This is a genomic window from Bradyrhizobium sp. Mp19 (genome assembly GCF_029952935.1).
Lineage (GTDB): Bacteria > Pseudomonadota > Alphaproteobacteria > Rhizobiales > Xanthobacteraceae > Bradyrhizobium > Bradyrhizobium elkanii.
In genome coordinates this window covers 40381-61573 of the sequence record NZ_JASAUT010000017.1, presented here as the reverse complement: position 1 = coordinate 61573, position 21193 = coordinate 40381, and the positions used below count along the sequence as shown (strand labels likewise).

Sequence of the window (21193 nt, the reverse complement as noted above, 5' to 3'; positions counted from 1 at the left end):
ACGTGAAGAAGGCAATCGGTCTTGCGATCTTGTTCTGGGCCGTGGGCGCGCTGCCGCATGCGGACGCCGAGGCGGCGAAATCAGGCGTCGAGAAGCTCTACATCCTCAACTGCGGCGAAGGCGTTGCAGGCGACATTTCACGCTGGTCGCCCGGCGTCAATGAAGGCAAGTCGATGGACTTCGTCGACAATTGCTACCTGATCAAGCATGCCCAGGGCTGGTTCCTGTGGGACACCGGGATTCCCGACGCGGTGGCGGCGATGCCGGACGGCCTTGCGCCGGCCGATCCGAAGGCGGTCACCTGGCGGCGGCCGAAGACGCTCGCCGCGCAGCTCGACCAGCTCGGCGTCAAGCCGTCGGACATCAAGGCGATCGCCGTCTCGCACACCCATCCCGATCACATCGGCAATGTCGAGCTGTTCCCGGCCGCGATGCTGTATGTGCAGAAGGCGGAGTATGAATGGCCCGGCGCCAACAACGCGCCGCGCTTCAAGCCCGAGCATCCCGTGACGAAGCTCGAAGGCGACCGCGACGTATTCGGCGACGGCAGCGTCACCATCCTGTCGACGCCGGGCCACACGCCCGGCCACCAGTCGCTGCTGGTGAAACTGCCGAAGACAGGCGCGGTGGTGCTGACCGGCGATGCCGTTCACTTCAGGGACAATTGGGACAATCGGCGCGCGCCGAGCATGAACGCGAGCAAGGAGCAGACGCTGGCCTCGATGCAGAAGATCGCCGACACGCTGACGAAAGAGAAGGCGCAGCTCTGGATCAACCACGACAAGGCGCAGCGCGACGGGCTGAAGCTGTCGCCGGACTTCTATGATTGAGCCGCCTTGGCGGCGTTCGCTTTCGACCAGTTTCGAAAAACCTGCGCGGTCTGATCGTCCATCGGGAAGAAGCTTTCGATGCGTAGCTCCTGCAGCGTGACGTCCTGCGGCGTCCCCAGCGTTGCGATGGTGGTGAACAATTGCAGGCTGACGTCGCCCTTGCGGAATAGCATCGGCAGCACGGGCCCGGATGTGGGCCCCGGCGGCGCGGCCAACGCGGCCTCGACACCGTCATAGGCCAGAAGGCGCTTGAGCAATTCCGCCGTCGCGGTAGTGCCGTCGGCAGCGGCATCGGCCTCGACGCTGCGGACGAAGTAGCCGGCAACCTCGGTCCAGTTGGTGAGATAGGGGCGCAACACACCGGGCGCGACCAGCGCATCGGCGAGGTTGACCGCCGTGCCTGATACCAGCGGCCCGACCAGGAATTCCACCAGCTGCCCCGCGCCCGAATTGGCGAGCAGCAGATTCCAGTGCCGGTCGACCACGACCGCTGGAAAAGGCTCCTGCTGCGCCAGGATGAAATCGAGCGCGTAGCGGATCTGGGCGAGCTCCGGCGCGGCGAGGTCGGTTTGCCGCCATACCGGCGCGAAGCCGGCCGCGACCAAGAGCGCGTTCTGCTGGCGCAACGGCACGTCGAGCGCCGCGGCAAGCCGGATCACCATGTCGCGGCTCGGTGCGGCGCGGCCGAGCTCGAGGAAGCTGAGATGGCGCTGGGAGATATCCGCGCGCCCGGCGAGCTCGAGTTGCGAGTGCCCCTTGCGTTGCCGCCACCAGCGCAGGCTGGCCGAAAAATCGCGCTGCTGCGACATGAATACCTGTGAAGTAGTTGCCTGAATGATCTCGCCGGGCAAGATGCCACAAGCGAACCGAAAACGCATGGGGATCGGGATGGGCGAGTGGATCGGCGTTGCGATTGCACTGGTCTCGAGCTGCCTCGGCGGCACCGCCGCGGCGATCACCCGTTACCTGGCGGGCAATGCCGACCCGATCACACTGGCGATCCTGCGCTGGGCGATCGGCTTTCTCTGCGTGCTTCCGGCGGCGATCCTGCTCGGGGCGAAGTGGCCGCGGCGCGCGGATTTGCCGGCGGTCGCGGCGCTCGGCGTCGCCTTCTTCAGCGTGTTCTTCGTGCTTTATAATCTCGCGATGTCCTACACGACGGCGGCGCGCGCCAGCCTGGCGCTGGCGACCTTGCCGCTCTCCACCATGGTGGTCGGCGCCTTGCTCGGCATCGAGCCGCTGACGATGCGCAAATCGATCGGGGTTTCGATCGCGGTGCTCGGCGTGGTGGCGGCGCTGGCATCCGGGCTGGCGGCAGCGCCATCGGGCGCATGGCGCGGCGAACTGATCATGGCCGCCGCGGTGCTCTGTATGGCCTTCTACAACGTGTTGTCGCGGCCGTTCATCCGCCGCTCCAGCGCGCTCGGTTTCCTTGCCGTCGGCATGGGCGCCGGCGCGGCGGCGCTGGTGGCGGTGGGGTCGTTCACCGGCAGCCTGGCGACGCTGCGCGAGTTCGGCACGTCGCAATGGATCGCGGGGCTTTATCTCGGCATAGCCGGCGGTGCGCTGGCCTTCATCCTGTGGGTGCTCGCGCTCGAGCGAGCCTCGCCGACCCGCGTCGCCAACACCATGACGGTCAATCCGATCGCCGCCGGGCTGCTTGCGAAGCAATTGGTCGGCGAGCCGATCACGGCCAATCTGGTTGTCGGTCTGATCGCGGTCTTCGCGGGCATCTGGATCGCAACGTCGGAAACCAAATCGGTCTGATCAGCCGCGCGGGGCGGCCGGCGTGGTCACCGATGGGGCAGGCGAGTGCTTCGGCTTCAGCGTGCCGGCGTAGAACGACAGGACGAACACCAGGATAAGGCCGACAAGATAGACCCCATAGGATTGCGGCGGGGTGGTCGCCCATTGCATGAGGCGTCGGATCGGGTTTGGCGGGCCAAGGTCATTGTCCATGCGCCGTTGTGCGCGAAGGGCCGGACAAAAGGAAGCGGAATCGGCGCCGTTCGGCGGCCGTGTTCCGCGCGAAATGGTGGCGCGGGCGGCCTTGCAATGCCGCATTGGCGTCCGCATCTGTCACGCGACCACCAGCCCTTCCTCCCGCACCAATTGCCCGGCATAATCCGACTTATGGAACTGACGCCCCGTTTGCGCCTGATGAATTGGCTGGTCCGCCAGGGTCTGACGGGCCTGCCGGAAAACGACCTGCTGCGCGGCTTCTGCGAGCGCTGCCGGGCCGCGGGCATGCCGCTGTCGCGGGCGATCGTCTTCATCGATACCCTGCATCCGATCTTCGAAGGACGCGGTTTCCGCTGGAACGACGGCGAGAGCAATGAAGCCGACATCTTCGAATACGGCTCGACCAGCACCGGCGAGGCCAGCCAGACCTGGCGGCGGTCGGCGTTCTACCACATGCTCGAAAACGGCCATGACGAGATAGTGATCGATCTCGCCGACACCTCGCACGATTTCTCGATGATCGGCGAGCTGGCCGAGAAGGGCCACAAGCATTTCGCCGCCTTCGTGCATCGCTTCGGCGAGGCCGGCACGATCGGCGAGATGGACTGCTTCTACTCCTACTACACCACCCGCCATTCGGATGGGTTCGACGAGAACCATATGGCGGCGCTGCGCGACCTGGTGCCGGTGCTCGGGCTTGCGATCAAATCGGCCGCGCAGGTCGAGATCGCCCGCACGCTCGGACGGGTCTATCTCGGCCGCGATACCGCGGAGCAGGTGCTGCGCGGGCGCATGCAGCGCGGCATCACCGAGAAGATCAAGGCCGTGCTGTGGTACTCCGACGTGCGCGGCTCGACCGCGATCAGCGAGCGGATCGGCCCGGACGAGATCATTCCGTTCCTCAACGACTACGCCCAGGCCTCGATCGACGCGATCCATGACGCCGGCGGCGAGGTGCTGAAGCTGATCGGCGACGGCGTGCTGGCGATGTTCACCGGCGAGAACGTGGCAGGCGCCAAGCGGGCGGCGCTGCGGGCCGAGCACAGATTCCGACATAACATCCGCGTGCTGAATGATCGCCGCGAGAACGAGGGCCGGCCGACCACCACGGCCTATGTCGGGCTCCATGTCGGCCAGGTGTTCTACGGCAATATTGGCAGCGAGGACCGGCTGGATTTCACGGTGGTCGGGCCCGCCGTCAACGAGGTCAGCCGGATCGCCTCGATGTGCGCCTCGGTCGACCGCGAACTGTTGACCTCGACCGATTTCCGCACCGGGCTCGACGCCGCCGGCCGCAACTATCTGGTCTCCACCGGCCGCTTCGCGCTGCGCGGCATCGGCCATGCGCAGGATCTCTACACGCTGGATCCGGCTGTCGCCGCCGACGAGGTCGTCGGCGGCAAGTACGAGCGGTACCTGGCGAGCTAGCGTCTCTCCACCGTCATTGCGAGCGAAGCGAAGCAATCCATTTCACCGCTTGCGGAGACATGGATTGCTTCGTCGCTTCGCTCCTCGCAATGACGTGATGAGATAGTCTCGCTCAGCAGCGCGCGGGTTCGCCGACCATGTCGGGCTGCCGCGTCAGCGACACCGCGGGCGACATCAGGATCACCAGCGCCTGGGCGGCGAAGATCGCGGCCGCGAGATAGAGGCAGGCTTCGGCACCGTAGAGGCCGCCGACGATGGCGCCGAGCGCGGAGCCGAGCGGGCGCGCGCCGTAACTCATGATGTTGATCGCCGAGACGCGGCCGAGCAGCGATGGCGGCGTCACCGACTGCCGCAGCGTGGTGGTCGAGATCACCCACAGGATCGGGCCGACGCCGAGCAGGAAGAAGCTGAGGCCCGCGAGCAGCGGCGTCGCAATCCAGGTCGTCAGCGCCATCACGGCCGCGGCGACGAAGCCGGTGACCGGGCCGAGCCCGATCACGGTGCCGAACGCCAGCCGCTTCATCACGCGCGTTGCGAACAGCGCGCCGACCACCATGCCGACGCCGTACATCGCGAGCGTGGTGCCGACACCGGTGGCGCTGAGCCCGAGATGACGCACCGCATAGGGCACGAACACCGCGAGCAGCAGGAACGACGCCGTGTTGAAGATGAACTGGGTGATGAACACTGGTCGCAGCAAGGCGTGGTGCATCACGAAGGCTGCGCCTTCCTTGATGTCCTGCAACGGATGGCGCCGCGGGGCAGGCTGGCGCGCCGGCTCGTAGATGCCGGCGAGCAGCACGACTGCGATCGCCGACAATGCCGCGGCGAAGCCGAACGCCGGCGCGGCACCGACCCAGCCGACCAGCACGCCGCCGAGCGCGGGGCCGCTGGCGAACGCGACGGTACGCGCCAGCTCGATGCGGGCGTTCGCCGCCGGCAATTGCTGTGACGTCACCAGCGAGGGGACCAGCGCCGGCGCAGCGACGCTATAGGCAACCGTGCCGCAGACCGCGATGAAGCCGAGCAGGGCGAGCAGCGGCAGCGTCATCAGGCCGAGCCACAAGAGCAGCAGGATCGCGGCAAGCGCGGCCGCGCGCAGCGCTTCGGAGCCCGCCATCACCCAGCGCCGCGACACGCGGTCGGCGAGCAGGCCGGCGGGGATTGCAAACAGGATGAAGGGCAGCGTCAGTGCGGTCTGCAACAGGCCGGTCTGGCCTTCGCCGACGCCAAGCAGCAGCACGGCGACGATCGGCGCAGCCGCAAGCGCAATCTGTTCGGCCGATTGTGCGGCAAGGTTGGACCAGGCCAGGCGGTTGAAGGTGGCCGGCAGGCGAGGCGTATCGGCGGACATGACGGAATCCTTGATCATTCGACTGCCCATAGTGTGTGGTTGGAAGAGGTCCGATCCCACCCGTTTCCCGATAACCACAAAACAAAGGCCCGCGTGGCGGCGCAGCACCAGTTCCGTCTCGTTCTCATCTCGATTCACCCTTTAGGGGAATTGTGACTTGGAATCGCGCGGCGTCGAATTGGCGGAAGCTGTCCGGTCGCTCACCGGCTCCACCAACGGGAGACGAGAAATCATGAGCCAAGCCTCCTACGAGAGTTTTGAAGCCCAGCCGAATACGGAGCGTCGCCGGCTCCTGAGCATCGCCCTTGCAGGCGTCGCGGGGGCGGTCCTGCCGGCAGCATCGCGCGCGGCCGCCGCGGGGCCGTCCGAAAAGGCCGATGCCGACGACATTGCCTATCTGACGGCCGGCGAGGCGCTCGCGAGATTCAAGGCCAAGACGCTATCGCCGGTCGAACTGCTGCGGGCGCAGATCAAACAGGTCGAAGCATGGGAGCCGACGCTCAAGGCAACGACGTCCACCTATTTCGACGAGGCGCTGGAACAGGCGCGAATTGCGGAGCGCAAGTACGTGCGCGGTGAAGCGGTCCGCCCGCTGGAAGGCATCACGCTTGCCATCAAGGACTATCACTCCGTCAAGGGCAAGATCACCACCTACGGCTCGCGGCTCTACAAGGATTTCGTTCCGGACCAATCCGCGCCGACTGTGGAGCGCCTTCTCGCCGCAGGGGCGATCATGCATTGCCGCACGACGACACCGGAGTTCGCGCATTCAGGTGTGACGGCGTCCTTGCTTTGGGGCGTCACGCACAACCCGTGGAACCCTGCCTATACCCCCGGCGGCTCGACCGGCGGAGGCGGCGCGGCCCTGGCCGCCGGCTACACGACCTTGTCGGACGGCACGGATGGTGGCGGGTCTATTCGCATCCCGGCCGCGATGAACGGCGTGTTCGGCTACAAGCCGCCATGGGGACGCAACCCCAACGACCGCGAGCACCCGAATGAGTGGCTGATCCATTATGGCGAACTGGCCCGCAGCGTCGGCGATTGCGGGCTGATGCAGAATGTCACTTCCGGCCAGCATCCGGCCGACATGTCGTCCCTGCGGGACAAGGTGGTCATCCCGCCGACCTTCGACGGCATCGCCGGCATGAGGATCGCGCTGTCGATGGACCTGGGCTATTTCGCGGTCGATCCTGAGGTCGAGAAGAACACACGCAATGCTGTGTCGGTCCTGCGTTCGCTCGGCGCCGTGGTCGATGAGGTCGACATCGGCTGGACCAAGGAAATCGAAGAGACATGGAACACCCGGTGGCAGGGCGTGTTCTACGCGCTGGCGGGCAGTCTTCTGACCAAGTCCCGCAACGACGTGGACCCGTACGTCATCAAGATCCTCGAAGAGGGCAAGAAGCTCGACGTCACGAAGTTCTACAACCTGAATACCGTGCGGCAGAAGATGTACGCGTCGATGTCGAAGCTCTTCGAGACCCACGACGCGCTGATCTGTCCGACCACCGCGACGACGAAGATCGTCGCAGGGCGCAGCAGCGAAGAGCCGCTCACCATCAACGGGAAGCCGGTGAACCCCTTTATCGGCTGGTTCATGACGTATCCCTTCAACCTGGTCGGCACCCTCCCGGTGATGTCCGTGCCCACCGGTTTCGATGCCGAAACAAGCGTGCCCACTGGGATGCAGATTGTCGGTCCAGCCTATGACGACCTGAGGGTGTTCCGCATCGCGTCCGCGTTCGAAGGCGCGACGCACCCCTGGCAGCGTCGGCGACCGAAGCTGGCCGTCTAGCGTGGCTTGACACCTGCGGGCCGCAGGAGGACCATTATGGCCCGTGATGAGAGATGGACCTTGATGTCTCTCCCAGCAGCCCACGCATTTCCCACCGCCGACCGCGAAGCTCTGATGGGACGCTTCGCGGTCGACCTCGAACAGGCGGGTGACCTCGAGTCCGCCCTGGATGCATTGCATCAAGCCCTGTCGGATCTGGGTTTTTCCTCCTTCGCCTACGGCATGGCCAGCACGCCGAGAGCGCAAGACGGCAGCTTCACGTCACCCGTCGTGAAGACGCGAGCCTTTCCAAATCGATGGGATCGGCACTGGAGCCACCTTTGCGATCCCTACTACCGGTTCTGCTTCACGACGACCTTGCCCCTAAAGTGGATCGACGTACAAACCCATGAACGCCTGAGCACTGGCGAGCGGGCGTGCGTGGACCACCTGAACGACAAGAACCTGCACTACGGAATCACGATTCCGATGCACATGCCGAACGGGTCATTTGCGTTCGTCAGCGCGATTTCGGAAAGCGCGACGAAGTACGAGACCGGTTCTTCACCGACGGTTGTCAATGGGCTGTTCGCATTGTGTCATCAATTCCAGAACACCTCTCTCCGGAGATGGTTGTGGAACCAAGCCGCCGACACCAAGGCCTGGCTCAGCGCGCGTGAGAGGGAGTGCCTGTCCCTCGCCGCGCAAGGGAAGACCTCGGATGACATTGCCCTGATCCTCGGTTTGTCCTGCGAGACCGTACGTTCTCACATGAAGCGTGCGATCGCGCACCTCAACGCGTCGAACAGGCCGCATGCGATAGCGAAGGCGATCCAGCTTCGGCTCATAGACATGCCATTCGCCTAGAACAACTTGTTCAACCTACGGCGGACATGCACGGGCAAGAATGCGCCCATGCTCAGGCGCCATCTGTGGGAACATCACGCCCTGAGGCGGCAACAGGATCGCATCTGTCGATGCTATCCAACGCAAGCGGGAGAGGTGAAGTGCGTTTGCCATCAGACTGATTCAGCCCAACACCTCGGCGCTTTCATTGCGGCGTGGGCGCGAGCTGGCCGGTGATGGTGCCGACCAGTGTTGCAGGACGGCTGTCCTCGCCGTTTGCAGGCGCCGGAGCGACCTCGGCCTTGCGCTGCGCCAGCGCGCTGGTCAGGCTGGTGAGTGCGTCGGCTCCGGCCGGGAAGCCTGCCTCCGAGAGGATCTTGTCGATCATCGGCTTGAACGCCGAGACCGACAGCAGCTGCGCGGCGAGGCCGTCGCCGAGCCCGAGGCCGCCATTGCCGTTGGCGTGGCCGTTGGCGCCGCCGCGGCCGAGCATGCTGCCGGTGTCGAAGATCCGGATGTCGGAGATCTTCTCGATCGGCTTCACCGCCTCGGCGAGCGCGCTCGGGATCACGTTGATCCGCGCGAGGTTGAGATCGTAGGCGATCATGTCGGCGCTCAGTCTGTTGCGCGCCTCCGCTTTCATCGTCGCGACCTCGGCTTCGGCCTGGCCGAGCGCCTTGACGCCGGCGGCGCGGGTGGTGGCGGCGGCCGCATCGGCCTTGGCGAGCACGTTGGTGGCTTCCGCCTTGTTGGCGGCGGCCTGGCGTTCCGCCTCGGCCATCACCGTGATCGGCATCGCGTCGGTCTCGGCCGCCTTGCGCGCCGCGATCACGTTGATGATCTTGTCGCGCTCGGCGATCTCGGTGGCGCGGGCAGTGGTGACCTTTTCCTCGGCGGCGATCGCGACCGCGCGCGCGGTCTCGGCGATGGTCTGGGCCTCCGACTGCTCCTTGCTCTTGGTTGCGACCGCGATGGCGCTTTCCTGCGCCACGATCTGAAGGTCGCGCTCCATCTCGGTATTGCGGCGCTTGACCGCGAGATCGGCCTCGATCTTGCGGGTGTCGCGGGCCTGGTTGGCCTCGGTCTGCTTGTTGGCGACCGCAAGCTCCTGCTGGATGCGGTATTCGGCCTCGTTCTGCAACGCGGTCTGCTCGACCTGCGCCGTTTGCGCGCGCATCGCGGCGGTCTTGTTGGCGATGTCGCGCTGCTGGGCGAGCTCGGCCTCGCGCTTGGTGCTTTCGATCGTCAGCGTGGTCTGCCGCGCTACCAGGTCCTGCTGGGCGATGTTGACCTCGGTGGTGCGGACGATCTGGTTGCGCTCCTGCTCACGCTCCTTGGTGATCTTGGTCAGCGTGGTGAGGCCGTGCGCGTCGAAGAAATTGCTCGGATTGAAGTGCTTGATGTCGCTCTGGTCGAGCTTCGTCAGCGACACCGATTCGAGCTCGAGACCGTTGTTCTGGATGTCGGCGCCGACCGCGTCCTGCACCGCCTTGACGAAGGTGGCGCGCTGTTCCTGCAATTCCTCGAGGTTCATGGTCGCGGCGACCGAGCGCAGGCCGTCGACGAACTTGGCCTCGACCAGCTCGCGCAGCTCGGCCGCGTCATTGGTGCGGTTGCCAAGCGTCTGCGCGGCGAGCGCGATCGACGAGGAGTCGGGTTTGACGCGCAGATAGAACTCGGCGCCGATATCGACGCGCATGCGGTCCTTCGTGATCAGCGAGTCCGGGCCCCCGCGCGCGACCTCGAGCCGCAGCGTCTTCAGGTTCACCGCCGCGGTGGAGTGGAAGATCGGCAGCACGAGCGAGCCGCCGTCGAGAACCACCTTCTGGCCGCCGAGGCCGGTGCGGACATAGGCCTCGTCGCGGGTCGAGCGCTTGTAGAGTTTTGCGAACAAGAGACCGATAACGAGGATGACGATGACGCCAATAACGACGGGTACAGCAAGTTCCCACATGTGTTATGCCCTGTTGGAAGACGGTTGTTGTTCGACGAGGTCAGCTGGAGCGGCAATCGCGATGAAGCCCTTGGCGTCGCGATCGACCAGCAGTACGCTGGCGCCGACCGGCAATGCCCCGGACTCCGCGCTGGCACGCGCCGACACGGTGTGCCAGTTGCCGAAGACATCCTTGAGACGGACCCGGCCGGGCAGGCCCTGATCGAGCGGGCCGACCGACACGGTCGCGACCTTGCCGACAAAGTCGCTGTCGTTGACCGCATAGCTCTCGTCGCGCGGAATGACGCGGGCGAGGCCGCGGCTGGTATTTCTGATCACGGGGATGCTGCCCGCGGCAGCAACCACCGCGACAATCGAGACCGGAATGGCGGTGCCTGCGGCATGCGCCAGTCCCTGAAGCAGGAAGCCTCCGATCGAGAAGATGCCGAGGATCAGGATGATCAGGATCAGGAGGGGAAGCCGCCCGGCGTTGATCCAGAGAAACAGGCCACTGAGAGCGTTGTGGCTCTCGGCCTCGACCGCGAAATCCTTGCCGATCAATTCGCTGATCGAAAGTCCGATCATGGTGCTCAGCAATTCGATACCGCCAAGTGCCACCATGATCGCAGCCGCGACCGCGAAGGGCCGCACGTCGGGGGCGAGCAGAATGTCGCCAACTGCACTCATTTTTCTGACTTGATCCTTTCAAGCCGCGCCGCGATTTCCTTTTCGCGATGCAGGCGATCGAGTTCGTCAAGCTCCTTGTCGCCGAGCACGCTGGAGGCGGGAACACCGGTGACCCGGGCGATCGCCGCCATGGCGCGCTCAGCACTCAATGTATTGGTCGCGGATGGGCCCCGGCTGGTTTCGTCCTGGGCCTCGCGGATCAGGCTTTGCTCCAGATCGGCCAGGCGCGTCTCCGCCTCGCGGCGCGCGCCGAGCATGGCCTGCAGCGCCTTGGTCTGCTCGTCGATTTCGAGCTCGATGAAATCCATCGCGCGTTCCAGCGCGATCACCTGCGACTCCAGATCAATTTGCCGTGCGACGCCGGCGCGCGCGAGATCCTCGCGATTTTCCGCAAGTGCGAGACGAATCTTCTCGTTCAGACCAGTCGTTTCGGTATCCAGTTCTTCGCGCCGCTTCTTCAAACGGAATTCTTCGGCGCGCGACTTGCCGAGCGCATAGCGCGCCTCGTCGGCGCCGGCGTCGATCTCGCGGATCGCCTGTTTGACCAGCGCGACCTTGTTGTTGTTCTCGACATTGTCGATGGTCTGGCTCGCGATGGCGGCAAGAAGCCGGCCCATGCGCGCAAGGATGCCTTCGTGAAGCATGGTCTTCTCCTCCGGTGGTGCTGATTTCGATTTGACGGCGATGTGGATTTCGTAGCCGCGTCCATCCGAGATCAAATGCGCCGGGAAGGGGCTTTCCCAGCCCGAGACATATCCCGGCACATCGAACGGCACCAAGACGCGTCCGCTGAGAGTGCTAATGGTCAGTGAAGTTGGGCCCTTGATCGCAAACAACTTGTCGTCGAGCGGTATCCGGCGGACGGCGGAGCCTGCGATGTAATTGGCGCGGTCGCGCAGGCCGAGCGTCACCAGCCGTGCGGGCAGGCCGGTCTCCTTGCGGATCTTCTCGTAGGCCTGGGCGTGCAGCGAGACCAGGTTGGCGCCGACGGGGGCGACCTCGGCGAGGATCGCCATCATCCGGTCGTAGGCCGCAAAGGTCGCCTCGATCGCCTCGATGCCCGAAGGGTCAGGGGCGAGGGCGTAGCGCAGCGTTGCGGTCGGCGTCTCGACGGGTAGCTTGATCATGCATCTAACGTAAAGTACTTCCTCAGTACTTTACAAGCTGGGCGGTCGGTATCATTTTCGTGAGCCTAGATGCAGTTGCAAATGAGTTGCAATAACGAGAGAGATCAGCCATCCTTGTCATATGGATGCTCGGACCCCTGAACTGTCTTCCGTTTCCGTCCCCAATGCCGTGCCAGGCGGCTGGCGGGGCGATGCCGGACATGTGCGCAGCCTGCCGGAGGTGAACGCGACCGTCGCGGTGCCGTCGGGCGGCCTGTGGTGGCGGCGGCTGCTGGCCTTCGCCGGGCCGGGCTATCTGGTTTCGGTCGGCTACATGGACCCCGGCAACTGGGCCACCGACCTCGCGGGCGGATCGAAGTTTGGCTACACGCTGCTGTCGGTCATCCTGCTCTCCAACCTGATGGCGATTTTGCTGCAGGCGCTCGCAGCAAGGCTTGGCATCGCCACCGACCGCGATCTCGCCCAGGCCTGCCGCGCAACCTATTCGCGGCCGGTGAACCTGCTGCTGTGGCTCGCCTGCGAGGCCGCGATCATCGCCTGCGACCTCGCCGAGGTGATCGGCACCGCGATCGCGCTCAAGCTGCTGTTCGGCATTCCCCTGATCGGCGGCGCGCTGCTGGCGGCGCTGGATGCATTCCTGCTGCTGCTCCTGATGAACCGCGGCTTCCGCTTCCTCGAGGCGTTCGTCATCGCGCTCCTGATCGTCATCGCGGTCTGCTTCGTCGTCCAGATCGCGGCCGCCGCGCCGCCGGTTGCCGCCGTGATCGGCGGCTTCATGCCCTCGCGCGAGATCGTCACCAATCCGGAGATGCTCTACATCGCGATCGGCATCATCGGCGCCACCGTGATGCCGCATAATCTCTATCTGCACTCCTCGATCGTGCAGACCCGCGCCTATCCGCGCACCGAGGAGGGGCGGCGCGACGCGATCAAATGGGCGACCACCGATTCCACCATCGCGCTGATGCTGGCGCTGTTCGTCAATGCCGCGATCCTGGTGTTGGCGGCCGCGACCTTCCACAAGAGCGGCCATTCCGATGTCGCCGAGATCGACCAGGCGTTCGAGCTGCTGTCGCCGCTGCTTGGCCTGGGCATCGCCTCGACGCTGTTTGCCGTGGCGCTGCTGGCGTCCGGCCTCAACTCGACGGTAACGGCGACGCTGGCCGGCCAGATCGTGATGCAGGGCTTTCTCGATCTGCGGCTGCCCGACTGGCTGCAGCGGCTGGTGACCCGCGGCATCGCGATCGTCCCTGTCATCGTGGTCGCCGCGCTCTATGGCGAGAGCGGCACGGCGCAGCTGCTGGTGTTCAGCCAGGTCGTGCTGTCGATGCAGCTGCCGTTCGCGGTGATCCCGCTGGTGCGCTTCGTATCCGACAAGCGCAAGATGGGCGCATTTGCGATTTCGCGCCCCGTCGCGGTGGCGGCTTGGATCGTCGCCGGGCTGATCGTGATCCTGAACGTGAAGCTGCTGATCGATACGTTCTTCGGCAGCTAGAGCGTTTTCGAGCGAAGTGGATACCGGTTCGCGTGAAGAAAACGCGTCAAAACACGAATCTAGAGCTTCGGTTCTGATTCAATCAGAACCGAAAATGCTCTAGTCCTGCGGCTCGGCGAGCACCTCGCCTGAGGCGTCGACGCGCAGCCAGCCCGATGGCGCGAGCCGCTGCTGCGGCAGGAAGCGGCCCTTGTAGTCCATCTTCTTGGAGCCCTCGATCCAGTACCCGAGATAGACGTAGGGCAGGCCCTGCCGGCGGGCGCGGGCGATGTGGTCGAGGATCATGAAGGTGCCGAGCGAGCGGGCTTCCAGCCCGGGCTCGAAGAACGAATAGACCATCGACAGCCCGTCGCTGAGCACGTCGGTCAGCGCCACCGCCATCAGCTCGTCGCCGCGGCCGGTGATCGCGCTGTCGGCATTGCGCTTGCGGTACTCGATGATCCGGGTCTCGACATGGCTGTCCTCGACCATCATGGCGTAGTCGAGCACGGTCATGTCGGCCATCCCGCCGTTGCGGTGGCGGCGGTCGAGATAGGCGCGGAAGACCGAATATTGCTCCGAGGTCGGCACCGCGGTGCGCTGCTCGCCGATGACGTCGGCGTTGCGGGCCAGCACTTTGCGGAAGTTGCGGGAGGGGCGGAATTCGTTGGCGATCACCCGGACCGAGACGCAGGCCCGGCACTGGTCGCAGGCCGGGCGGTAGGCGATCGACTGGCTGCGGCGGAAGCCGCCATGGGTCAGCAAGTCGTTGAGATCGCCCGCTTTGTCGCCGACCAGGTGCGTGAAAACCTTCCGCTCGTGTCGGCCCGGCAAATACGGGCAGGGCGAGGGCGCCGTCAAATAGAACTGGGGAGTATCACGCGAATGCTGGGTCACGTCAGATCGTCGGGCTCCACAAACAATAAAGGCAGCCGAGTGAGCATCGCCCCCCTGAGGCTAACGGTCAATTGGTTTAGGCGGGCCTAATAGGAGGCCCGCGCGGCCGGGGCGACCGGGGTCCGGACCGAGCTGTTGATAATGACGGTTCCGAGGATGATGTCGTGCAGCAGCCGGCGGCGGCCGTTGAGCAGCCCGATCAGGAGCACCAGCGGCGACAGGAACGAGATCGTCACCCAGAACAGCACCGCGTGGGTGGCGCCGAGCACGAAATAGCCGCGCGCGCCGTACCAGGTGCGCAGTTCCAGATCCATCATGCGCATGCCGATGGTGGCCGAGTGCTGCCCGCCGATCGAGGCGCCGTAATAGACGATCGCCCAGACGATCGAGGCCGGAGCAAGCAGGGCGAACAGGTGCCAACCCAGGAAGAAGGTGACCAATCCGAACAGGAAGATGAAGATCGCGGCGAGGATCACCGGCACCGACAGCACGAACAGGTCGATCAGGAATGCAAACACGCGCCGCGTCAGCACGCCGCGGAACAGGTCCGGCTGCATCAACGGATCGAACGCATGCGGGGGAACGCCGCCGTCGTTGCGCCAGGCCTCATTGCGCCAGGTGCCGCCGTCATTGCCGTAGGACATGACCAACCTCCGATGAAAGTCCCGCGCAGGAGATGGGAACAGGAGGCGCGTTCGCCAAGCCTGCGCGAACATTAACTAGCCGAAATATTCCGGCGATTCGGCGGCTGAATTGAGCGGTTCTACCTCCACGCCGTCATTGCGAGCGGAGCGAAGCAACGCATTGCTGAGCTCGCGGCGGCATGGATAGCATCGTCGCTTCAGTGCAAAATTGCTTTGCAATTTTGTCGCGAGCTCCCCGCAATGACGGCGGAGGAAACTATCAGCTCTCCGCCTTGATCTTTTCGGCGGCCTTCGGCGCGAAATAGGTGAGGATGCCGTCGGCGCCGGCGCGCTTGAAGCCGACCAGGCTCTCCATCATCGCGCGCTCGCCGTCGATCCAGCCATTGGCGGCGGCGCCCGCGATCATCGCGTACTCGCCGGACACCTGGTACACGAAGGTCGGCATCGCGAAATGGTCCTTCACGCGGCGGACGATGTCGAGATAGGGCATGCCCGGCTTCACCATCACCATGTCGGCGCCCTCGGCGATGTCGAGCTCGACCTCGCGCAGCGCCTCGTCGGAATTGGCGCTGTCCATCTGGTAGGTGCGCTTGTCGCCGGTCAGCGTCTTGGCCGAGCCGATTGCGTCGCGGAACGGCCCGTAGAAAGCGGAGGCGTATTTCGCCGCATAGGACATGATCTGCACGTCGCCGAAGCCGTTGTCATCGAGCGCCTCGCGGATCGCACCGATCCGGCCATCCATCATGTCCGACGGCGCGATCACGTCGCAGCCGGCCTCGGCCTGGGTCAGCGCCTGCTTCACCAGCACCGCGACGGTCTCGTCGTTGAGGATCTTGCCACCCTCGATCAGCCCGTCATGGCCGTGGCTGGTGAAGGGATCGAGCGCGACGTCGCACAGCACGCCGATGTCGGGAAACTCCTTCTTGATCGCGCGCACCGCCTGGCAGACCAGATTGTCGGGATTGAGCGCTTCCGAGCCGTGCTCGTCGCGCAGCGAGGGCTCGGTGAACGGGAACAGCGCGATGCAGGGAATGTTGAGCTTTGCCGCGCGCTCGGCGTCGCGGACGATCTGGTCGACGGTGAGCCGGTCGACGCCGGGCATCGAGGCCACCGGCGTGCGGGTGTTGTGGCCATCGACCACGAACATCGGCCAGATCAGGTCGTCGGTGGTCAGCACGTTCTCGCGCACCAAGCGGCGGGCCCATTCCGACTTGCGATTGCGCCGCATCCGGATCGTGAGGTCGAGCGAGGGGGAGGCGAGGGCATCAGTCTGGCGCCGCGGCGCATCGCGCAGTTCGATCGGGCGCCCGAATTTGATCGCCATGTCTTCTTCTCCTCGACGGACGGCAGTTCTGGACCTGATAAGGTCTGGACCTGATATAAGTCCAGTTCTAGCACCTGTCAGGGGCGCCGTCATTGCGCCGCTATTGCATCCGTGGCGCCCTTGATTTGCCGCAACGGCAATTGATTTTGCGTCCCCGGCGGGCCAAGACTGCGCCCATGAACCCCATTTTGCAGCCGCTATGCGGCGATTCGGATGTCTGACACCTCTGCACGCGATCAGGCGCGGGACAATGCCATCTCGGTGAGCGCGATCTCGTCCGACCGGATCGAGCCGGACGACAACGCGTGGACGCGGCGCCTCGTCATCTTCCTGCGCATCATGGCCGTCGTCTCGGTCGCCAAGGGCCTCTATCACTGGGCCCAGGTGACCGGCTTCGTCGGCGGCGAGGAGGAGGCCTTCGAAAACCAGTCGATGGCCTGGCAGACCGCCACGATCTATTTCGCCGTCATCGAGCTCGTCGCCGCCGTCGGGCTCTGGCTCGCGACGCCGTGGGGCGCCGTGGTGTGGCTGACCACCGTGGTGTCGATGGCGGTCATCGAGCTGATGTTTCCCGGCATCTATGGCGGCAGTCTCACCGTGGTCGGGCTCGAGGCGCTGATGCTCGCCGCCTATCTCGCGCTGGCCTGGATGTCGGCGCGCGAACGCCCGCCATAGGCCGGCGTGCAGCGATGGCCTGATGCACTGTTGCCCCGTGGCGACAGCGCCACGAATAGCCGGCCGCGGCCGGCAATATTTGGCAGCCGTGCGCGCAACGAGAAGACAGCATCGCTGGTTCTGATAGTTGGGTTCCGACAGATCGCATCCGTTTGAGACAACCCCTTCCGGGACCGTCTCTGCGGGACCTGCCGTCGGGACCCATTTCACCGGATCTCGGCGCGTGTGCCGGCCGGCTTTGCGCGGGCCGACGGCGGAACCGGTCTGGCCCCGCACCGGATCAGCACCGCTTGCGCGCGTCGCGTGCACGTCCCGCCGATGCACTCCGATAAAATTTTCAAAGAATTTTCCGGTAACCGATCGGTCACCGTAAAGGGTTCCCTCATACCCGTTACGCCACCGTTTCGAATTCAGACGATGCTGTTTCCGAATGTGACAGGGCAGGCAGACGAAGCGTGAACAAGGGTCTGCCACCGTCAATGAAAAGTTGCGAAAAGCCTTTGATCCATGGGCTTAATCCACGATTCACTGTCTTAAATTCATGATCTCTTTATTCTCTTATTTAAGCGGATATTCAAACGGCCCCCTTACGTTGGACCTATCAGGCGGGACACAAGTTTCGTCGAATAAAGTCGATAAAAACGACAAACAGGGGAAGTGTCATGATGAAAGCCGTTGCGACAACGGCGGCGAATGCCGCTGATCGCGCTGCCGATCAAGCTCCGGTGCAGCCGCTCTATCTCGAAGCCCTGACTTTGGTGGAGCGGCTGCATCGCCGGCTCCTCGACGTCATCAAGGACGAATTCGATCGTCGCGGCCGCGCCGACATCAACTCGGTGCAGGCGCTGCTCCTGTACAACATCGGCGACAAGGAACTGACCGCCGGCGAGCTGCGCACCCGCGGCTACTATCTCGGCTCCAACGTCTCCTACAATCTGAAGAAGCTCGTCGAGCTCGGCTTCCTCGATCATCAGCGCTCGCGCGTCGATCGCCGTTCGGTCCGCATCCGCCTGACCCCGCAGGGCCAGGAAGTCCGCAAGATCGTCGATGCGCTCTATCAGAAGCACGTCAAGACGGTGGAGCAGGTCGGCGGCATCTCGAACGAGGAGTTCGCGAGCCTCAACAAGTCGCTGCATCGCCTCGAGCGCTTCTGGACCGACCAGATCCTGTATCGCCTCTAAGCCTTCCTGTTTTCGCCTGATGGCCAAGCCGGCCGCTCGAGAAGACCGGCAGCCTTCCTCCAGTTCAACCTTGCTCCAGTCAACGCATCGGTCATGCCCGGCCGGTGCGTTTTTCATGCTGCACCTGCGAAAATAAATGAGCCCCGGCGAGGAACCAAGGCATTCCCTGCGGCTTATCCGTTAGCCAACGGAGAGGCAGGGATATGTTGCTCGAACGCGGGATTGAGGTGCTGAACGTCGAGGTCGTCGGTGACGCCTACGCGATCGCCTCGAACTATCTGCGCAAATCCGGCGCCATTCCCGACAATTTCGCCACCAATGAGCGCCTGCTCGGCATCATCGTGAAGCTGTTCCAGCGCGGCGAGATGAACCGCCTCCGCCTCGCCAACAAGGCGATCGCGAAGTTCGAGGCCGAGACGCTGGTGGTCGCCTGAGCGTCAACCCGGAGACTTCAATGGAAGCCGCTATCGATCGGATCATGCAGACGTATGATCTGCTGCTCAATCGCACGCCCGCTGCAAGCGACGAAGCGCGCGCGAAGGTGACAGAGTACGTGCAGACGCTGTTCGACGCCGGCGAGCGCGATCCGCATCGCTTGACGGTGTGTGGGCTGACCTATCTGCGCCAGCTCGACGGCAGCACCGACCATGTCAAGGCCGGGTATACCGGGCTGTAAGGCCGGCGCGGCTTCGCAGTCTGGTTCAACTGGCAAACAGCTGTTCGGTGTCATCGCCCGCGAAAGCGAAAGCGGGTGATCCAGTATTTCAGAGGCCGCGGTGATTGAGCCGAGAGGCCGCGGCGTACTGGATCGCCAACCTGGCTATGACGGTGCGGGTTCCTCACACACGATCGTCGTCCTGGCGAAAGCCAGGACCCGTAACCACCGCATTTGACGATGAACGGGATCGCGGCCCCAGCGTCGCGCAACAATTGAGATTTGGGGTAATGGGTCCTGGCTTTCGCCAGGACGACACTGAGTTTGTCGCACCTCAAAACTGAAATGGAGCAACCGAAACCGCCAGCTTTCCGTCGCTTGATTTCTGCACCGTGAATTCGACTTCCTTGGAAGCCTTGATGTCGCCGAGGGAAACCGAGATGCCGCCGCTACACTGCAATGTTCGCTTGTCCTCACTGGCCGACGTCGTGACGATCTTTTCACCGAGGAGATATTGCGGCTTTGAGTTTTCCGCGGTGGGCTTTGCCGTCGACTCCCTGGCGGCGAAATTGACAAGCGGATTGCGGTGATCGTTGGAGATGGTCTGGAGCACGGCCTTCCGGGTTTCGATTGAATCGCACTCGAGTTGATCGCCGCAGCCACCCAGAACAACCAGAACCGGAAAAGTCAGAAACCAAAGCAGTCGTGACGGCATGCCAATTGACTTGTGTGGGATGGATGGTTTCCGACAACCGACCCGACGGAGCATGGTTCCTGCGCTCGCTCTCGGCGCAGCCGCTCCAGCTGCGGCCCGCGGTCCTGCCGGCGCACCAGCCGGCCACGACCCGAAGGGAACGCTGATCTTGCCGCTCCGTTGGTCCTCGATTGCTTGCGAGGAGCCAATCATGCGCACAACTGTCCTATTCGCTGTCCTGGCGTTCGTCCTGGCGTTCGGCGTTGCAGGGCTGGCAAATGTGAGCCCGGCCAGCGCCCGGGATTATCCCTGGTGCGTGCAGGGGCGCGGCGTCGGCTATCCCGGCGATTGCATGTACCGAACCCGCGCCCAGTGTCTCGCGTCAGCTTCCGGAAGGAACGTGACCTGCGGCATCAATCCTCGCGCGGCATTTGGTCAGCAGCGGCAGGGATATCGCAGCCGCTATTGATTGTCTCGCCAATGGCGCGCGCAAGGCGGGTCGCGGAGGGGGGCGCTCATAACCGAACGCCGCCCGCTTGAAATGCATGCGAGCGGCGATGGCTCTGGCCCCAGGATGGGTGATGCAAAATCCTGACGACAATTGGTCTGCTGGCGGGTCCAGGAGTTTCGTAGCCAAGAAGAGGTACCTCAACTTCGCAAGCGCCGATACCGGACGGAGCGGCGGCAAATGTCGGGTCCAGGTTAGAATCGAGCACCAAGTTGCTCCGGCCTCAGCCTGTACCCCCTCGCTGGGGCCGCTTTTTGAACCGGCCTTTTTGAAACCTCTGCTGCTCTATGGATAGGTGTGACCTTTCTGAGCAACGCGCACAGCCAACGGCGTGCGGGGAAGATCCCCAAACTCGGACGAGTCGTAGTCTCGGCCTTCAGGTGTCACAATGTGGATGTCGTAACACTGGGATCGTGAAAGCTCTTTTGCCTTGCGCAGAGCTGCCTCGGCGGTGCCACGACGGTGCACGATCTCTCCAAACTTGCACCTAGCCTTTACGGTGAAGCTCATCTTTCTTCTTTTTCTTGTTTCGCTTGACGACCTCGGCCTGAGCCCGGAAGGCCTGGGCGAGGTTCTTCATTTGCTCGGCCGCGAATTCGTCAGCCGTCCGGACCGCCGCCTGCTCGGCGGTCTTGGCCTGCTTCTTCAGGTCCTTGGCGATGCCCATGTCCTGTAACTTCCACGCCGTTCCGGCAGTTCCATCCGTCTGATCTCATTGACGCGAAGCTGGCGGGAACTTTTCACGCTCCCGGGCTTTTTGATTTTGCTTTGGGGGCAGCCAAACGTCAGCGTTGGAGAGAGGAGCCATGAAGCGACGACGCCGGGTTAGGCAGATTTTCCATCTTGAAGAACGCCTTGCCCAGGAAGCCAAAAGGCTACGTCAACGGGCCAAGAACCTTCCTCCCTGTCGAGAGCGAGAGACCCTGTTGAGGCAGGCGCGGCATGACGAAACCACCGCCAATTTGACGGCGTGGCTGCTGTCCCAAGGTCCGCGGGCACCCATCTAGGAGGACGCTCAATGCATACAAACCACCACCATATCGACGGTGTGGAGATTGCCTTTGTAAGCGCTGCGACCGTGTCGCTTGTGGCTCTCATCGCCTCCATGGCCTGGCTTTTGCTCGGGTGAAAATTGCCAGGTTGAAATTCGACCGAGGGCTCCACCGAGACCCTCATTCGACGGTCGCGCCGGCTTCG

22 protein-coding genes are annotated in these 21193 nt (G+C 64.1%); 11 read left to right on the top strand and 11 right to left on the bottom strand.

Annotation, left to right across the window (positions count from 1 at the left end; all coding sequences use genetic code 11):
* The first annotated feature begins 14 nt into the window (after positions 1-14).
* The gene (locus tag QJT82_RS19905) at positions 15-830 is read left to right on the top strand and encodes an N-acyl homoserine lactonase family protein (RefSeq protein WP_051447888.1); all 816 of its coding nucleotides are present in this window, start codon (positions 15-17) and stop codon (positions 828-830) included.
* Here the strand turns inward: QJT82_RS19905 and QJT82_RS19900 are convergent.
* Positions 821-1639 (bottom strand): helix-turn-helix domain-containing protein, encoded by an 819-nt coding sequence (locus QJT82_RS19900; protein WP_035631643.1) that lies wholly within the window; start codon positions 1637-1639, stop codon positions 821-823. The genes QJT82_RS19905 and QJT82_RS19900 overlap by 10 nt on opposite strands.
* 79 nt (positions 1640-1718) lie before the next feature.
* Here QJT82_RS19900 and QJT82_RS19895 point away from each other — a divergent pair, with 79 nt between their 5' ends.
* Positions 1719-2597, top strand: coding sequence for a DMT family transporter (locus tag QJT82_RS19895; RefSeq protein WP_028340970.1), 879 nt, complete (start codon positions 1719-1721; stop codon positions 2595-2597).
* Here QJT82_RS19895 and QJT82_RS19890 read toward each other — a convergent pair whose 3' ends face one another.
* The gene (locus QJT82_RS19890) at positions 2598-2789 is read right to left on the bottom strand and encodes a hypothetical protein (RefSeq protein ID WP_028340969.1); all 192 of its coding nucleotides are present in this window, start codon (positions 2787-2789) and stop codon (positions 2598-2600) included.
* Between the two features lie 174 nt (positions 2790-2963).
* Between QJT82_RS19890 and QJT82_RS19885 the strand changes: the two genes are divergently transcribed.
* On the top strand, positions 2964-4220 hold the full coding sequence (locus tag QJT82_RS19885; protein WP_028340968.1) for an adenylate/guanylate cyclase domain-containing protein: 1257 nt from the start codon (positions 2964-2966) through the stop codon (positions 4218-4220).
* 112 nt (positions 4221-4332) lie between these two features.
* Here QJT82_RS19885 and QJT82_RS19880 read toward each other — a convergent pair whose 3' ends face one another.
* Positions 4333-5574, bottom strand: coding sequence for an MFS transporter (locus tag QJT82_RS19880; protein WP_035631662.1), 1242 nt, complete (start codon positions 5572-5574; stop codon positions 4333-4335).
* A gap of 232 nt (positions 5575-5806) precedes the next feature.
* On the opposite strand from QJT82_RS19880, the gene QJT82_RS19875 reads away from it, so the two are divergent.
* Both QJT82_RS19875 and QJT82_RS19870 read left to right on the top strand, forming a co-directional pair.
* On the top strand, positions 5807-7372 hold the full coding sequence (locus QJT82_RS19875) for an amidase (protein ID WP_259242777.1): 1566 nt from the start codon (positions 5807-5809) through the stop codon (positions 7370-7372).
* A gap of 36 nt (positions 7373-7408) precedes the next feature.
* Complete coding sequence (locus QJT82_RS19870; RefSeq protein WP_259242779.1) at positions 7409-8218, top strand: LuxR family transcriptional regulator; 810 nt, start codon at positions 7409-7411, stop codon at positions 8216-8218.
* A 184-nt stretch (positions 8219-8402) separates the two neighbouring features.
* On the opposite strand, the gene QJT82_RS19865 is transcribed toward QJT82_RS19870, so the two are convergent.
* Genes QJT82_RS19865 through QJT82_RS19855 form a run of 3 tightly spaced genes read right to left on the bottom strand, consistent with a single transcriptional unit; the run spans position 8403 to position 11944 of the window.
* Positions 8403-10151: a flotillin domain-containing protein gene (locus QJT82_RS19865; protein ID WP_035631642.1), complete on the bottom strand. Its 1749-nt coding sequence runs from the start codon at positions 10149-10151 to the stop codon at positions 8403-8405.
* Positions 10152-10154: 3 nt separating this feature from the next.
* Entirely contained in the window at positions 10155-10817 is a 663-nt protein-coding gene (locus tag QJT82_RS19860; RefSeq protein WP_028340964.1) for an OB-fold-containig protein, read from the bottom strand.
* On the bottom strand, positions 10814-11944 hold the full coding sequence (locus QJT82_RS19855) for a PspA/IM30 family protein (protein ID WP_051447881.1): 1131 nt from the start codon (positions 11942-11944) through the stop codon (positions 10814-10816). Before QJT82_RS19855 ends, QJT82_RS19860 begins: the two co-directional genes overlap by 4 nt.
* Before the next feature lie 121 nt (positions 11945-12065).
* Between QJT82_RS19855 and QJT82_RS19850 the strand changes: the two genes are divergently transcribed.
* Complete coding sequence (locus QJT82_RS19850; protein ID WP_028340962.1) at positions 12066-13439, top strand: Nramp family divalent metal transporter; 1374 nt, start codon at positions 12066-12068, stop codon at positions 13437-13439.
* Positions 13440-13538: 99 nt separating this feature from the next.
* Here QJT82_RS19850 and QJT82_RS19845 read toward each other — a convergent pair whose 3' ends face one another.
* From QJT82_RS19845 to hemB, 3 genes are all read right to left on the bottom strand, one after another.
* Positions 13539-14315, bottom strand: coding sequence for an arginyltransferase (locus QJT82_RS19845; protein WP_028340961.1), 777 nt, complete (start codon positions 14313-14315; stop codon positions 13539-13541).
* Positions 14316-14401: 86 nt separating this feature from the next.
* Positions 14402-14959 (bottom strand): RDD family protein, encoded by a 558-nt coding sequence (locus QJT82_RS19840; protein ID WP_028340960.1) that lies wholly within the window; start codon positions 14957-14959, stop codon positions 14402-14404.
* A 259-nt stretch (positions 14960-15218) separates the two neighbouring features.
* Positions 15219-16283 (bottom strand): porphobilinogen synthase, encoded by a 1065-nt coding sequence (gene hemB / locus QJT82_RS19835; protein ID WP_028340959.1) that lies wholly within the window; start codon positions 16281-16283, stop codon positions 15219-15221.
* Positions 16284-16496: 213 nt separating this feature from the next.
* Here hemB and QJT82_RS19830 point away from each other — a divergent pair, with 213 nt between their 5' ends.
* From QJT82_RS19830 to QJT82_RS19815, 4 genes are all read left to right on the top strand, one after another.
* Positions 16497-16958: a DUF6163 family protein gene (locus QJT82_RS19830; RefSeq protein ID WP_016845013.1), complete on the top strand. Its 462-nt coding sequence runs from the start codon at positions 16497-16499 to the stop codon at positions 16956-16958.
* A gap of 662 nt (positions 16959-17620) precedes the next feature.
* Complete coding sequence (locus QJT82_RS19825; protein WP_028340958.1) at positions 17621-18139, top strand: MarR family winged helix-turn-helix transcriptional regulator; 519 nt, start codon at positions 17621-17623, stop codon at positions 18137-18139.
* 203 nt (positions 18140-18342) lie between these two features.
* Complete coding sequence (locus QJT82_RS19820) at positions 18343-18573, top strand: hypothetical protein (RefSeq protein ID WP_016845011.1); 231 nt, start codon at positions 18343-18345, stop codon at positions 18571-18573.
* A gap of 20 nt (positions 18574-18593) precedes the next feature.
* Entirely contained in the window at positions 18594-18815 is a 222-nt protein-coding gene (locus QJT82_RS19815) for a hypothetical protein (protein ID WP_016845010.1), read from the top strand.
* A gap of 313 nt (positions 18816-19128) precedes the next feature.
* Here QJT82_RS19815 and QJT82_RS19810 read toward each other — a convergent pair whose 3' ends face one another.
* A complete protein-coding gene (locus QJT82_RS19810) occupies positions 19129-19509 on the bottom strand; it encodes a hypothetical protein (protein WP_028340957.1) in 381 nt (126 codons plus the stop codon).
* Positions 19510-19699: 190 nt separating this feature from the next.
* Here QJT82_RS19810 and QJT82_RS19805 point away from each other — a divergent pair, with 190 nt between their 5' ends.
* Entirely contained in the window at positions 19700-19957 is a 258-nt protein-coding gene (locus QJT82_RS19805) for a DUF3551 domain-containing protein (protein WP_080686760.1), read from the top strand.
* A 526-nt stretch (positions 19958-20483) separates the two neighbouring features.
* Here QJT82_RS19805 and QJT82_RS19800 read toward each other — a convergent pair.
* Entirely contained in the window at positions 20484-20663 is a 180-nt protein-coding gene (locus QJT82_RS19800; protein WP_028340956.1) for a hypothetical protein, read from the bottom strand.
* Positions 20664-21193: the final 530 nt, after the last annotated feature.